Genomic DNA, 13471 nt, shown 5'->3' with positions numbered 1-13471 from the left:
GCTGTTCAATTAGTGAGACGCTGCCGGTGTAGCGTCTCGTGGCATGTTGATTTTCGCAACGGCGTGATGAGCCTATCGGCTCATTTTTGAACTAGTTCAAGAGTGCGTGTAACCTTCGGGCGGAAACGAGCGTGTTCAGAGTCGATCTGCTGAACGAGACCGCTCGGATGGAGCCACAATGAAAACCCTCGCCCGCCGCATCGCGTTCGCCGCTGGAGCCGTCTTCGCGGCGACTGCCTGCGGATTCTCCGCTCCCGTTCAAGACCCTCCCGAAGAGCCGGTCCCCTTTGACGAGGTGGTGGGGCTCTGGGAGAACGGTCACGGGGAGACGGTCGAGTTCTACGCGGACGGCACCTTCACGGCCGATCCCTCGTCCTTCAGTGAGCGCATTGGGTGGGAGGTGCCGGAGGGCAAGTTCGACGGAACCTGGCAGCTCTGTGAGAGCATCTACGTCACTCTGGACAACGGGGACCAGCATCGCGGCGCTGATTGCATCGAGTCCGACGAGGGCGAGTATGTCGAGACCGACTCCGAAGTCGCTGGGTTGGGCGGCACCCTGCTCTTCACCGAGGACGAGCAGATCGAGCTCTACCCCTACCAGCTCGAAGACCACACCCGCAGTGAGGACTACTACGTCAAGGTCGACTGAGTGCGAATGAGGGCCGGAAGCCATCGGCTTCCGGCCCTGGTTGCAGTCCGGTTCGCAGCGTGGGGCTGCGGGGTTGGGGAAGGGTCCCTAACTTGGCGACGGCAGTGAGGAAGCCGCGCCAGTCGGCGGGGGAGGCGTCAAGGATCGGCGAGGTCTCGCCGAGCTTGGTGTCACGGACCTGGACCACGCCAGCGTGGCCACGAACTTCGACGCAGTCCCCGCCGTTGTTGCCGCTGCGGGAGGACTTCTTCCAGCGGGCTTCGACGCAGTCGCCGCCTTCATTTCCGCTGCGGGAGGACTTCTTCCACTCACCTGTCAGCATCGGTATCTCTCCACTCTTCTAGCCCCAAGGCCACGGGGAGTGTGGCAGAAGAAAGCGTACGACACCGAGCAACTCTCTCCTTGTCCGCCTCGTAGTGGCTGCCGAAGAGGTTTTCCTGGTAGACCACATCCGGGTCCTTCTTGTCGGCGAAGGTCATGATGCGGTATGACCTGCCGTTCGAGGCGTGGCTAGTGCCGCTGGGCACGACGAAGATCTCGACACCTTCGATGCGATTTCGCTCCGCGAGATGCTCGACCTGCGGCTCGTAGATGTCGGTGCCCCGGAAGATGGTCAGTGCCCGCTCTGCGATGACCGCTTGGATCTGCGGCGGGCCTCCCGGGCGCGAGAACAACGATTCGCCGCGCTGGATTCGGAACCCGACCGCATCGCGGCGCAGTTCGGCGGTCATGTTCGGATTGGTCGCCACCACGGCATCGGCGTATGCAGGCGTTTGGAACAGCCCTGGGACAAAGGCGTCCTCGTGGATGAAGATCGTCTCGGCGATCAGTTCGATCTGGGTGAAGTGATCGAACCCTGATGGCGCCTGCTCCAGCCAGTTGGCCGGGTTGCCCTGGCGGATCCACTTCGCCTTCGCCTTGGCGTCGTCGATGGCAGCTTGGGGCGCGCCGAGGTCGCGCAGCCAGTCGCCGAGGATCCCAGGTTCGGGGTATTGGAGCTTGCCGCTCTCATAGCTGTCATAGATGGTCTTTGAGGTGCCGAGGAACCAGACCGCCTGCTCTTTGGTGAACCCTTTGAGCTTGCGGTACTTGCTGAGTACCCGGCCGAGTTCTCTTTGGAGGAAGTTTTCGCCTGCCATCGTCACATGGTGACACGAGGGTGTGACAGAACGGAACCCCAGTGAAGCGTCGGCATTCGCGCCCCAGGATTCCTGATGTCGATTTCACGACGCCGATTTCCCGGTGCGGGAATTCGAGTGCAGGCGATAGGGGGCGCGATAGAGGACATTGTGTCAGCCCTTGACCTGCACTTATGTTGTGTTCAGCTTGCGGAGACCGATCCGATCAGGAGGAGGCACAGCATGTCCGACACACTTCACCGCCAACCCGAACCGCGAGATCCATTGGTGCGCGGCGAGTTCAGCGATGGGCACACCAAGTTCGCGGTTCGCGCATCAACCAGTTCAGCCCCAGATTCGTTCCAGGTCAGTGCGGACGGCAACTGCGCCGATCTCGTCCTGATCGTCTCGGGACTCAACTCCGGGCACCTGCATGCCACTTGGGGCAACGGTTGGCGGACCTTCGCTCCAGACTGGAAGGTCTGGGTCGAGGACGCCGCTTTCAAGGTCTTCTACAACGGCCACGCCATCGACAACCGCACCAACCGCGACAACGGCCGCGAAGGCGGCCTGGGCACCGTGAGGTTCTGCGATGGCTGACAGCACCTCCACCAAAACCGAAACCGACCCGTGCGATGACGGCTGGCTCGGCTACTTCGAGCGGAGCCCAGCGGTCTTCTCGGTCTTCCGCGTCGGCGCCGAAGGAAGCACACACCCGCTCCTCCTGCCCGAGTACCGGATCGAGTGCAACGACGGCGCGGGCCCGCGCGAGATCTGCCGCTTCACGGTCGAACCCGAAGCGATCCCGGAATGGTTCGGCGCCTGGCGCAACGACGAATGGTGCCCCTGGATCCTCGAGAACGCCCACCGGCTGATCGCCGATCCCGAGAACACCTGAACCGTCCTCAAAGCCAGGGCGCGGCGGTGGGCCGTCGACACGTTCCCCCAGGGCGTGCGTCAGCGGCGGCCACGTTCTGACCGCCGCGTCTTCCCGGTGGGGCCGTTGCAGAACGGCCGCACCAAAACGGGCCGGTCGATCCCAGGTGGGGGGTCGACCGGCCCGTATCAGGGCGCTTCATGATCGGCGACCGGGGAGGCGTCGGTCAATCGCGCGCCGGCTAAGGAAACGGGCCCTGGGCTGGTAGAGGGCCAGTAGTACTCAACTCGTTGGCCGATCGGGCAGTAGCCGCGAATCGTCTGCCCGTTCGCGTCATACCAGCGGCTGCCGTGTATGCCGGACTGGCCGGTGCATTTCCATGAGAGTGCGAAGACGCTGGGGTTGCTGGGGACGCTATCCCTGCACTTGGCCCAGGCGAAGTGCTGGATCGCGTTGACGCCGACCCCGTTGACATGGACGGCGCTGGTGCCGCTCTCGCAGTAGATCGACTGCACACCGACCTCGTCCGCAGCGGCGGCCGTCGCGGTGCCGAAGACGGCCACCCCAGCCAGGGAACCGGCGATCGAGAACGCGGCCAGGCCCGTCAGACACTTCTTGAGCGTTCGTTTGAGAGTGATCAACATGGGGTGGTTCTCCAGTCCTCGCTGCGCGGTGAGGAGCTTCGGAAGGCTTCTCGCAGATCAGTATGGGTGCGGGAGGCCGTCGTCACCAGGCGGAAGACCGGCGGGAGAGCGGCAGGAAGCGCCGCCGGAAGGGCGGCGCTCCTGAATTCGGGTCCGGAATTCGGGTCTACGCTTCGGCCGGCTGCGGTGCCTTCGGCTTGGTGAACCAGCCGGCATAAGCCAGCAGCAGGCCCATGATCGCCAGGGCGGCGAAGAAGAGCCGGGCCGCGAGCGTCGCGCCTGACGAGTCCAGCGTCGCGTCGACGCCCGACTGCATCGCGTCAGGCGTCGCGATCAAGGCGACGCCGCGCAGGGCCACGAACCAGCCGAACAGCGAGATCGCGATGGCCAGGGGACCGCGCCAGCTGCGGTGGCCGGCGATGATGATCAACCCGCCCAGGAACATGAACGTTCCCAGCATCATGACCAGGGCGGGCGAGGAGAACAGCTCGTCGATGACCTCCATGCCCTCGCCCAGGCGTATCGCGTAAATGGTGGTGAAGGTGGCGATGTAGGGGCCGAGGACGCGGGCGAACGCCCGGGTCCGCAGCTGTGCTTCGATACTGGCGGTCTGCATGTCGATCACTCCTCGGTGGTCTTGGTCGTTGCGTTCTCGGGGCGGTAGCCGGCCTGGTGCAGGACGGCCCGCAGGAATCGCCCGGTCTCCTCTGCGGTGCAGGTGTCGGGCCGGGTGACCAGGTGCTGCCAGCCCGCACCGGTGAGCATGTCCAGCAGGACCTGGGGATCGGTGTCCGCAGGGAGTTCGCCGCGTTCCCTGGCTTGCTCGAACACCCGCATGCGGGCGTCGCTGCGCTGTGCGCCGAGCTGGTCTCTGTAGGCCTCGGCGATCTCGGGGAAGTCCTCGAACGAGCCGTAGAGACGCCGCAGGAGTCGGCGCTGGAACGGGTCGGCGAGGACGGAGGCCCATCCGGTGAGCAGGTGCTCGACGTCGCGGATCTCCGGGGTCGGCGGGGGATTGCCGTAGGCGGACTCGATCGTGGCGAGCAGGAGGCTGGTCTTGTCGGGGAAGCGCCGGTACACGGTGGCCCGGGTGACGCCGGCGCGGCGTGCGACCTGCTCGACGCTGGTCGCTTCGGCGCCGCGTTCGATGAGGAGTTCCAGGGAGGCGGCCAGGATCGCGGCGTCGGCTTCTCGGCTGCGCGGTCGGCCGGGAGTGCGGTCGTCAGTGCTCATGGTTTTACAATACAGTACAGCTCTGTATTGTAACTAATGATGCTGCGGACAGTGCCTCAACTGGTGCCCGTGTTCGTGTCTCGGCCGGAGCAGTAGCGCCTGCATCCGCCCATACCGGTCCTGGCGGAGTCCTCCTATGCTCTGCCGATGAGCGAACCGGATCGAAGTCGGGGACTGCTGGACTGGCTGCGGTATCTCGCGAGCCCTGTGCTGTTCGCGCTGGCAGGGGCGCTGTTCCTGGTCCTGCCGGTGGCGGAGGCGTCGTGCGGAGAAGAAGACATACTGGTCGAAGCGTGTCTCGACGGCGTCGGTGTGCTCATTGGTGAAGCCGATGTGGATTCGAACGAGGGCCGCGAATTCCCCTCGGTCATCCTGCGCGCGACCGAGCTGCCGGAATGGCTGACGGCCCTCGGGATCGGTGTGATGGTCTGCGCGGCGGGAGGCGTGGCGACCGCGTTCATCCGCGACAAGAGGCAGCGGGCGGTCTCGCGGCTGACCGCGGCGCTCGCCGGTCTCGTGCTGGCCGCGGCCACGTACTTCCTCGCTGCCGGGGCGCTCTACGCGGCGTTGGAGGTCCCCCGCATATTGTTCTCGACCACGGTCCACCCGAGCCTCGTCGACCAGGTAGGAGGCTCGATCATCGGCGTCGGGATCGTGCCGGCGCTCGGGCTGTTCACAGCGTTGGCGGCGGTCGAGGTGATCCGGCTCCGGCGCCTGCGGGCCGCCTGAGGGCGGTCAGTCCTCCTTGCGGAAGGGGGCGAGCTTCTCCTGGAGGTCGCGGATCTTCGCGTCCAGTTCGCGGGCGCCCTCGGGGTCGACGCGGCGCCAGAGCTCGTGGAGCTCCTGATCCGCCCGATCGCGGTTCTTTCCCCCGACTCCGGCGTCCCAGGCGAGGCGGTGGACCCGCTCTTCGTCCAAGGGGTGCCTGGCGAGGATCGTGCCGATGCGGTCGGGGTCGATCACGCGCCGGACGGTCCGCTGGGCCTCGCGCCGCCGGGCCGCTTGGGCCTTCTTGCCGCCGCTGGTGAGCTTGACCTGGATCCATGCGGCTCCGGTGATCACGATCTGGAGGGCCAGCAGGATGAGGGGTCCGGCACTGAGACCGAAGAGGGCCTTCATCCAGGTCGGGTCGTCGTTGGTGGCGAAGAGCATGAAGAAGGCGGAGCCGAGCGCGGCCGAGATGAGATACCACCAGTAGCCGAACCGCTCGACCACCTGGAACCAGGCGGGTTTGGCGCCGCCCCAGCCGGATTCGAGGCCTTCGAGCCGATCGATGGCCCCGGCGATCTCGGCTTCGGTCGCGGCCTTCTCGGGGGTGGTGACGTAGACGTTCTCCCTGTTCCGGCTCTCGCGGAGCCACTCGGCTGCGGGCATGGTGCTCCTTGCTTGCGACGGGGGCGGGTCCGGCCACCGTATCGCAGCGGCTCAGGGCAGGGTCGCGTCGACGTATCCGCTGCCGACCGGTCCGCGAGCGCCGCTTGTCGGGGCCGCACTCGCGCGGTCTCAGGCGTAGTGGCGGCACTCGCCGGGGAAGAGCGCCCTCAGGCGCGATTCGAGGACGGCCTGCGCGGCACCGTCCATCGTGCGCTCGCCGACGGGGGGCCCGGGTTCGCGGTAGAGGTCGTCGGCCAGGCCCTCGATGAGGGCCGCGAGTTCCACGGCCGCGAGTTCGGCATCGGTCCCCTTCTCGACCTCGCCGCACTCCTTCCCGTTCGCCACGGCCCGCGCGATCTGCGCCCGCACGACCGCGGCGGTCCGGCGGCCGACCTCGGCGATGGTGGGGTTGTCCAGCGCCCTGGCATGGAAGACGCGGCTGACGCGGTACTCGCCGCGGCGTGGCGCATCGAGGGGCCACAGCTGGGGCATGCAGCGCTTGAGGATCGCGCGGATCGGCTGCTGCGCGGCCTCGCCCTCCTCGACCAGGCGGGCGACCCTGCCGAGCTGGTCGGCGGTCATGCGCTCGTAGGCGAACAGCAGGAGGTCGTCCTTCGAGGTGAAGTAGTGCTGGACCAGGCCGACGGAGAACCCGGCCTCGCGGGCCACTGCCGCCATGGTCGCCGCGTCCAGGCCGTCGTGGGCGATGAGGCGGTGCACCGCCTCGGCCATCTGGGCGCGGCGGAGGTCGTGGTCTGCGGTCCTTGGCACTCCATAATCATACCGATGTATGGTTATGGCGTTGCCATACCGTCGTATGGTTATCGGACCACTTCCTCAACACCCATAGGAAGCCATGAACACTCCCACTGCCACCGCTCTGGCGGCCGCACTGGCCGCCCTCACGCCGCTCGCTTCGTTCACCCCGCCCACCGGACCGCTGCCCCAAGCGCCCGAAGACGAGACCCACCAGCGCATCGAGCGCTACCTCCACGACCGCTTCGAGGAGACCGGCGTCCCCGGCGCGTCGTACGCGATCATCGACCTCGAGGGCGACACGTACGCCTCGGCCTGGGGCGAGACCGGCGGCGCCGGCCCGGTCGACCTCGGCACGCCGTTCCTGTGGGGCTCGGTCGCCAAGCCCGTCACCGCGACCGCCGCGATGACCCTCGTCGAGGACGGCCTGCTCGACCTCGACGAGCCCGTGGCGGCCTACCTGCCCGACTTCGCGCTGGCCGACGAGGACCGCTCGGACCGGATCACTGTGCGCCACCTGCTCGAACAGAGCAGCGGCATTCCCGAGGGCACCGGGATCACCGACGACTTCGGGCACCGCGACGACCCCTACGGCGAGGCCGTCGCCGATCTCGCCGACGTCGAGCCGCTCGCCGACCCCGGCGAGGACTTCGCCTACGCGAGCGCGAACTACGTCGTCCTGGGCGCGGTCATCGAGGCCGTCGCGGGCGTTCCGTACGCGGATTACCTGCGCACGGCCGTGCTCGACCCGCTCGGGATGGACACGGTCGTGGCGACCGGGGACGAAGCGCGGCAGGTGCCCCGGGGCCACTCGGTGGTCTTCGGGCTGCCGCGTCCGATCAAGACCCGGTTCGACCAGACCGGTCCGAGCTACGGCTATCTCGGCGGCACGATCACCGACTTGCAGCGCTTCGCCGAGGCGATGCTGGACGAGGAGCGCCTCGCGGGCGTGGTCACCCCGGAGTCGGTGGCGCTCATGCAGACCGGTGCGGTCGAGGTGAACGACACCGTCGACTACGGGCTCGGCTGGCGTGTGGACGAGCGCAACGCGGACCTGGGGACGAGCACCGTGTGGCACACCGGGGGAGCGCCGGGGTTCACGGCCGGGGTGATCCTGCTGCCCGAGCTGGATCGCGCGGTCGTGGTGGCGCAGAACCGGTACGGGTACTTCCAGGACGCCGAACTGGTGGGCACGATGCTCGGCGCCGCCCGGATGCTCGCGGGCGGCGAGCCGGCCGAGACGGCGTCCGACCCGCTGTATCCCGTGCTGCTGGTGGGGCTGAGCCTGCTCATCGCCGCGTCGGCCTTCCTGGTGGTGCGCACCTTCATCCGCATGGGCAAGGCGCGCAAGGCGTCACCGGCGGCGCTGATCGTCGGGGCCGGGTGCTGGACGGTCGCGGGGCTCGCGGTGGCGTACGTGTCCTTCGTGGTGGTGCCGGGTCTCGCGCCGAGCCGGGCGGCGTTCACGGGCATGGCCCCCGACGTGGCCGGGCTGACGACCGCCCTCGGCGTGGCCGCGCTCATCGTTGCGGCCGTGAGGATCTGGAACGCGGTCGTGCGCATCCGGCCCTCCCGGACGAGGCGGCGATCGCGTCCGAGCCGCGCCTGACCGACCCCCTTGTGCCCGAGTCGCGCAAGTTCAACTCGGGCAACGCACCCGATTTCGAAGAGCCCCGGCGAGTGCCGGGGCTCTTCTCGCGTCGGCGCGATTGTGCGTTCTTGTTTACGCGTCGGCAACCGTAATTCATATGGCTGTGCTTGACGCGCATGGCGGTGAAACATCGCGACCTTAGTTTGAATCCAGTGCGGATACGACGCTGTATACGCGCCTGTACACCGCCCTGAACTGCGGCGGTGCCCATGCAGACCCGGCACCCCTACCGCGCTGACTTCGAATCCCGTCGATGTCGGCCGACCGCCGGGACGCTCCTCTGCGAAAGGTCTGACACTGCACATGCCTCACCGCTTCACCACCCTCCCCAGCCCCGCCCGCACGTTCGCCCGCACCCTCGCCGCCTCCGTGGCCATCACCGGCCTCGTCGCCACCGCCGCGTGCGGTTCGCGCGCCGGGGAGGAGACCGCCGCCGCCGAGTCCTGTGTCGACACCTCCGGCGATACCATCAAGGTCGGCGCCCTCAACTCCCTGTCCGGCACCATGTCCATCTCCGAGACCACGGTCCGCGACGCCATCTACCTGGCCGTGGACGAGATCAACGCCGCAGGCGGCGTGCAGGGCAAGGAGATCGAGATCGTCGCCGAGGACGGGGCCTCCGAGCCCACGGTCTTCGCCGAGAAGGCCGAGAAGCTCATCCGCGAGGACTGCGTCGCCGCGGTCTTCGGCGGCTGGACCTCCGCCTCGCGCAAGGCGATGCTGCCGGTCTTCGAGGACAACGACTCGCTGCTGTACTACCCCGTCCAGTACGAGGGCCTCGAGGCGTCGGAGAACATCTTCTACACCGGCGCGACCACCAACCAGCAGATCATCCCGGCCCTGGACTACCTCGCCGAGACCGGCGTGAAGTCGCTCTACCTGGTCGGGTCCGACTACGTCTTCCCGCGCACCGCGAACGCGATCATCAACGCGTACGCGGCCGACAAGGGCATCGAGATCCTCGGCGAGGACTACGCGCAGCTGGGCTCGGTCGAGTTCTCCACCATCGTCAACCAGGTCAGCGCCTCGGGCGCGGACGCGGTCTTCAACACCCTCAACGGGGACTCGAACGTCGCGTTCTTCCGCGAGTACGCCAACGTCGGCCTCACCGCCGAGGAGATGCCCGTCATGAGCGTCTCGATCGCCGAAGAGGAGGTCGGCGGCATCGGCGTGGAGAACATCGAGGGCCAGCTGGCGGCCTGGAACTACTACCAGACCGTCGAGTCCCCGGCGAACACCACGTTCGTGGAGGCGTTCAAGGCCGAGTACGGCGCCGACCGCGTCACCTCCGACCCGATGGAGGCCGCCTACAACTCGGTGTACCTCTGGGCCGCGACGGTGGAGAAGGCCGAGTCGTTCGCCGTCGAGGACATCCAGGCCAACGCCGACGGGGTCTCGTTCGACAGCCCTGAAGGGACGGTCGTGATCGACGGGGACAACCACCACGTCACCAAGACCGCCCGCATCGGCGAGATCAGCGCCGACGGCCTGCTCTACACCGTCTGGGAGTCGGAGGGCCCGATCGAGCCCGACCCGTTCCTCGAGGGCTACGACTGGGCCGCCGACCTCACCGTCACCGAATAGCACCGCAGGCGATCGGGAAGGAGACACCGTGGACCTCTTCATCGGGCAGCTGTTCACCGGCCTGAGCACCGGGTCGATCCTGCTGCTGGCCGCGCTGGGACTGTCGCTCACGTTCGGGCAGATGGGCGTCATCAACATGGCGCACGGCGAGTTCATCATGGCCGGCTGCTACACCGCGTACGTCACCCAGCAGGTCGTGGGGGACGCGGGCGTCTCCCTCCTGATCGCCCTCCCCATCGGCTTCCTCGTCGGGGGGATCATGGGCTGGGTCCTGGAGGCCCTGCTCATCCGCCACCTCTACCACCGGCCGCTCGACACGCTGCTCGTGACGTTCGGCGTCGGGCTGGTGCTCCAGCAGGTCGCCCGTGACGTCTTCGGCGCCCCCGCGGTGAACGTGACGGTCCCGGAGTTCCTGCGCGGCGGCGTCGACCTGCTCGGGACCACGGTCCCCAAGACGCGCCTGTTCATCATGGGGCTCGCGATCGTGGCGGTCACCGCGGTGACGCTGGTCCTGCGGTTCACCCCGGCGGGGCGGCGCATCCGCGCGGTCGTGGGCAACCGCGACCTCGCCGAGACCGCCGGGATCTCCTCGCGAACCGTCGACGCCGGGACGTTCTTCATCGGCTCGGGCCTCGCCGGCGTCGCAGGCGTGGCGCTCACGCTGATCGGCTCCACGAGTCCGACGACCGGCCAGTCCTATCTGGTCGACGCGTTCCTCGTCGTGGTCGCCGGCGGCCTGGGCCGCATCAAGGGCGCGGTCGTCGCCGCGATCGCGCTCGGCACGTTCCAGGCGGTGTTCGAGACCTACTCGACGGCCTCGCTCGCGAAGGTCGGGGTCTTCGTCGTCATCGTCGTCTTCCTGCAACTGCGCCCCCAGGGCCTGTTCACGCTGCGGACCAGGAGCCTCGCATGAGCCCACACCCGTCACCCCACCCAGCCGCTCGCTTCGCTCGCTTCCCCGAATCGGAGTAAACGCTGATGCGCAATTTCTTCGCAACACGCCTCGGCACGTGGACCGGGTTCGCCGCCGCCGCGCTCGTCCTGTTCGGACTCGCCCCGCTGGTCCTGTCCGGGTTCCGGCTCGGACTGCTCGCCCAGTTCACCTGCTACGCGATCGTCGCGGTCGGCATCGGCCTGGCCTGGGGGCGCGGCGGGATGCTCACCCTCGGCCAGGGCGTGTTCTTCGGCATGGGCGCCTACCTCATGGCCATGCACCTGAAGATGGCCGACGCCGAGTTCAGGAACGGCCCCGGCGCCGTCCCCGACTTCATGGAACTGGCCGGGATCAGGGAACTGCCCGCCTACTGGGCCCCGTTCAGCTCGCCGGTCTTCACGATCGCGGCGATCCTCGTCCTGCCCACCGCGTTCGCGGTCGTGCTCGGCCTCGCGGTCTTCAAGCGCCGCGTCAAGGGCGCCTACTTCGCGATCCTGTCGCAGGCCCTCGCCGGCGCGTTCGCGATCCTCCTCATCGGACAGCAGTCCCTCGGCGGGTTCAACGGGCTCTCCCGGTTCCGGTACTTCTTCGGGTACAACCTCGACGACCCGGTCAACCAGCAGATGCTCTACTTCATCGCCGCCGGGGTGCTCCTGGTCGTCGTCGCCATCGCACTCCAGTTGCGCCGCAGCCGGTACGGGGAACTCCTCGTCGCCGTCCGCGACGCCGAAGAGCGCGTCCGGTTCCTCGGCTACGACGCCGCGAACATCAAAGTGGTCGCCTACGCCACCGCCGCCCTGTTCGCGTCGGTCGCCGGAGCGATCTTCGTGCCCGTCGTCGGGATCATCTCCCCGGCGAGCATCGGCATCGTCCCCTCGATCATGTTCATCCTCGGCGTCGCCATCGGCGGCCGCGCGAGCCTGGTCGGCCCCGTCGTCGGCGCCCTCGCCGTCGCCTGGGCCCAGACCGCCCTGTCCGAGCAGTTCCCCTCCGCGTGGACCTACGCCCAAGGGCTCCTGTTCATCCTCGTCATCGCCCTGCTCCCCGGCGGGATCGCCTCGGTCGCCGCCCTCACGAAACGGTTCCAGCGCACACCGGCACCAGTGGAGGCCGCAGCATGACCACCGCACTGGCCCGCACCCGTCGCCCCGCCCTCCGGCTCGCTTCGCTCGCCTTCCCCGAAACGGAGTAAACGCTGTGCTCATCTGCAAGAACATCGAAGTCGACTTCGACGGGTTCAAAGCCGTCAACGGCGTCGACCTCACACTCGACCGCGGCGAGGTCCACTTCCTCATCGGCCCCAACGGCGCCGGGAAGACCACCCTCGTGGACGCCGTCACCGGCCTCGCGAAGTACTCCGGCTCGGTCGTCAAAGACGGTGAAGAGCTGCGCGGCAAGAAGGTCCACCACATCGCCCGCAAGGGCATCGGCCGCACCTTCCAGACCGCCACCGTCTTCGAGGACCTCACCGTCGCCCAGAACCTCGACATCGCCGCCGGCGCCGGACGCTCCCCGTGGGCGCTCCTGCGCCGTCGCAAGCACCTGCCCGCCAACGTGGTCGAGACCATGGACCGCATCGGCCTCGGCAAGGAGGCCGACACCCCGGCGGGCATCCTCGCGCACGGGCAGAAGCAGTGGCTGGAGATCGGGATGCTCCTGGTCGGCGACGCCGACGTGCTCCTGCTGGACGAGCCGATCGCCGGCATGGGCCACGAAGAGCGCGACACCACCGGGCGCCTGCTCCACGACATCGCCGCCGACCGCGCCGTGGCCGTGGTCGAACACGACATGGACTTCATGCGGGCCTTCGCCGACCGCGTCACCGTCCTCCACGCCGGGGCCGTGCTCGCCTCCGGCTCGGTGGACGAAGTCTCGGGCGACCCGCGCGTCCAGGCGGTCTACCTCGGCACCGCGACCGACGAGAAGGAGCCCGCCGATGCTGCGACTGCATGACCTCACCTGCGGCTACGGCCGCTCCGCCGTCGTCCACGGCATCGACCTCGAGATCGGCGCCGACCAGGTCGTCTCCGTCATGGGCCACAACGGCGCCGGGAAGACCACCCTCCTGAGGGCCATCGTCGGCCTCATCCCGGCCATGTCCGGCACCATCGAGTTCGACGGCGCAGACGTGACCGCCAAGGCCACGAACAAGCGCGTCAAAGCCGGCATGGCCTACGTTCCCCAAGGGCAGCAATGCTTCGCGCACCTGACCGCGGGGGAGAACCTGCGCCTGGTCGCCGACGGCCGCAAGAACGCCAAGGCCCTCATCGACGCGCAACTCGACCTCTTCCCCGCCCTGCGCCCCCTCCTCGGACGCCAGGCCGGACTGCTCTCCGGCGGCCAGCGCCAGCAGCTGGCGATCGCGCGGGCGCTCATCACCGAGCCGCGGCTGCTGATCCTGGACGAGCCGACCGAGGGCATCCAGCCGAACGTGGTGGCCGAGATCGAGTCGACCATCGTGGACCTGGCCGCGCGCGGCGGACTCTCGGTGCTGCTGGTGGAACAGCACCTCGGCTTCGCACTCCAGGCGGCGAGCCGGTACCACGTGCTGCGTTCGGGCCGGGTCGCCTCCTCGGGTGAGACGGGCGCGGAGGCGGAGTCGCGGGTGCGTGAGGCGATGTCGATATGACCCGCGCCCCTCGCCCTTCCCG

17 protein-coding genes are annotated in these 13471 nt (G+C 68.2%); 10 read left to right on the top strand and 7 right to left on the bottom strand.

The window, feature by feature from the left end:
- Window positions 1–178: 178 nt before the first annotated feature.
- A complete protein-coding gene (locus tag BLQ63_RS02485) occupies window positions 179–649 on the top strand; it encodes a hypothetical protein (protein WP_091027788.1) in 471 nt (156 codons plus the stop codon).
- On the opposite strand, the gene BLQ63_RS02480 is transcribed toward BLQ63_RS02485, so the two are convergent.
- Together BLQ63_RS02480 and BLQ63_RS02475 are read right to left on the bottom strand one after the other, a co-directional pair.
- Window positions 636–971, bottom strand: coding sequence for a DUF397 domain-containing protein (locus BLQ63_RS02480; RefSeq protein WP_091027785.1), 336 nt, complete (start codon window positions 969–971; stop codon window positions 636–638). The two genes, BLQ63_RS02485 and BLQ63_RS02480, sit on opposite strands and share 14 nt — an antisense overlap.
- Window positions 958–1788: a DUF5753 domain-containing protein gene (locus BLQ63_RS02475; RefSeq protein WP_143014734.1), complete on the bottom strand. Its 831-nt coding sequence runs from the start codon at window positions 1786–1788 to the stop codon at window positions 958–960. The genes BLQ63_RS02480 and BLQ63_RS02475 overlap by 14 nt, the downstream gene beginning before the upstream one ends.
- A gap of 222 nt (window positions 1789–2010) precedes the next feature.
- Here BLQ63_RS02475 and BLQ63_RS02470 point away from each other — a divergent pair, with 222 nt between their 5' ends.
- Together BLQ63_RS02470 and BLQ63_RS02465 are read left to right on the top strand one after the other, a co-directional pair.
- Complete coding sequence (locus BLQ63_RS02470; RefSeq protein WP_143014733.1) at window positions 2011–2367, top strand: hypothetical protein; 357 nt, start codon at window positions 2011–2013, stop codon at window positions 2365–2367.
- On the top strand, window positions 2360–2665 hold the full coding sequence (locus BLQ63_RS02465) for a hypothetical protein (RefSeq protein ID WP_091027774.1): 306 nt from the start codon (window positions 2360–2362) through the stop codon (window positions 2663–2665). The genes BLQ63_RS02470 and BLQ63_RS02465 overlap by 8 nt, the downstream gene beginning before the upstream one ends.
- Before the next feature lie 167 nt (window positions 2666–2832).
- Here the strand turns inward: BLQ63_RS02465 and BLQ63_RS02460 are convergent, their stop codons facing one another.
- From BLQ63_RS02460 to BLQ63_RS02450, 3 genes are all read right to left on the bottom strand, one after another.
- Window positions 2833–3288 (bottom strand): hypothetical protein, encoded by a 456-nt coding sequence (locus BLQ63_RS02460; RefSeq protein ID WP_091027771.1) that lies wholly within the window; start codon window positions 3286–3288, stop codon window positions 2833–2835.
- A 166-nt stretch (window positions 3289–3454) separates the two neighbouring features.
- Entirely contained in the window at window positions 3455–3904 is a 450-nt protein-coding gene (locus BLQ63_RS02455; protein WP_091028621.1) for a hypothetical protein, read from the bottom strand.
- Between the two features lie 5 nt (window positions 3905–3909).
- A complete protein-coding gene (locus tag BLQ63_RS02450; RefSeq protein WP_091027767.1) occupies window positions 3910–4521 on the bottom strand; it encodes a TetR/AcrR family transcriptional regulator in 612 nt (203 codons plus the stop codon).
- 147 nt (window positions 4522–4668) lie between these two features.
- Between BLQ63_RS02450 and BLQ63_RS02445 the strand changes: the two genes are divergently transcribed.
- Entirely contained in the window at window positions 4669–5250 is a 582-nt protein-coding gene (locus tag BLQ63_RS02445; protein ID WP_143014732.1) for a hypothetical protein, read from the top strand.
- Between the two features lie 6 nt (window positions 5251–5256).
- On the opposite strand, the gene BLQ63_RS02440 is transcribed toward BLQ63_RS02445, so the two are convergent.
- Complete coding sequence (locus tag BLQ63_RS02440) at window positions 5257–5895, bottom strand: hypothetical protein (RefSeq protein WP_091027760.1); 639 nt, start codon at window positions 5893–5895, stop codon at window positions 5257–5259.
- A gap of 129 nt (window positions 5896–6024) precedes the next feature.
- Window positions 6025–6666 carry a TetR/AcrR family transcriptional regulator gene (locus BLQ63_RS02435; protein ID WP_091027756.1) on the bottom strand — a complete coding sequence of 214 codons (642 nt, stop codon included), beginning with the start codon at window positions 6664–6666 and terminating at the stop codon, window positions 6025–6027.
- Between the two features lie 85 nt (window positions 6667–6751).
- On the opposite strand from BLQ63_RS02435, the gene BLQ63_RS02430 reads away from it, so the two are divergent.
- From BLQ63_RS02430 to urtE, 6 genes are all read left to right on the top strand, one after another.
- A complete protein-coding gene (locus tag BLQ63_RS02430; protein ID WP_091027754.1) occupies window positions 6752–8260 on the top strand; it encodes a serine hydrolase domain-containing protein in 1509 nt (502 codons plus the stop codon).
- Between the two features lie 345 nt (window positions 8261–8605).
- The gene (gene urtA, locus BLQ63_RS02425) at window positions 8606–9886 is read left to right on the top strand and encodes an urea ABC transporter substrate-binding protein (protein ID WP_091027750.1); all 1281 of its coding nucleotides are present in this window, start codon (window positions 8606–8608) and stop codon (window positions 9884–9886) included.
- 28 nt (window positions 9887–9914) lie between these two features.
- Entirely contained in the window at window positions 9915–10799 is an 885-nt protein-coding gene (gene urtB, locus BLQ63_RS02420) for an urea ABC transporter permease subunit UrtB (protein WP_091027746.1), read from the top strand.
- Window positions 10800–10864: 65 nt separating this feature from the next.
- Window positions 10865–11941 (top strand): urea ABC transporter permease subunit UrtC, encoded by a 1077-nt coding sequence (urtC, locus tag BLQ63_RS02415; protein WP_091027743.1) that lies wholly within the window; start codon window positions 10865–10867, stop codon window positions 11939–11941.
- 76 nt (window positions 11942–12017) lie between these two features.
- Window positions 12018–12773, top strand: coding sequence for an urea ABC transporter ATP-binding protein UrtD (urtD, locus tag BLQ63_RS02410; RefSeq protein WP_091027741.1), 756 nt, complete (start codon window positions 12018–12020; stop codon window positions 12771–12773).
- Window positions 12757–13449 (top strand): urea ABC transporter ATP-binding subunit UrtE, encoded by a 693-nt coding sequence (urtE, locus tag BLQ63_RS02405; protein ID WP_091027738.1) that lies wholly within the window; start codon window positions 12757–12759, stop codon window positions 13447–13449. Before urtD ends, urtE begins: the two co-directional genes overlap by 17 nt.
- The last annotated feature ends 22 nt before the right edge of the window (window positions 13450–13471 follow it).

The sequence above is a fragment of the Glycomyces harbinensis genome (assembly GCF_900101745.1).
Taxonomy (GTDB): domain Bacteria; phylum Actinomycetota; class Actinomycetes; order Mycobacteriales; family Micromonosporaceae; genus Glycomyces; species Glycomyces harbinensis.
The sequence above is the reverse complement of the archived record's forward strand: the minus strand, read 5'-3'. Positions and strand labels throughout refer to the sequence as shown.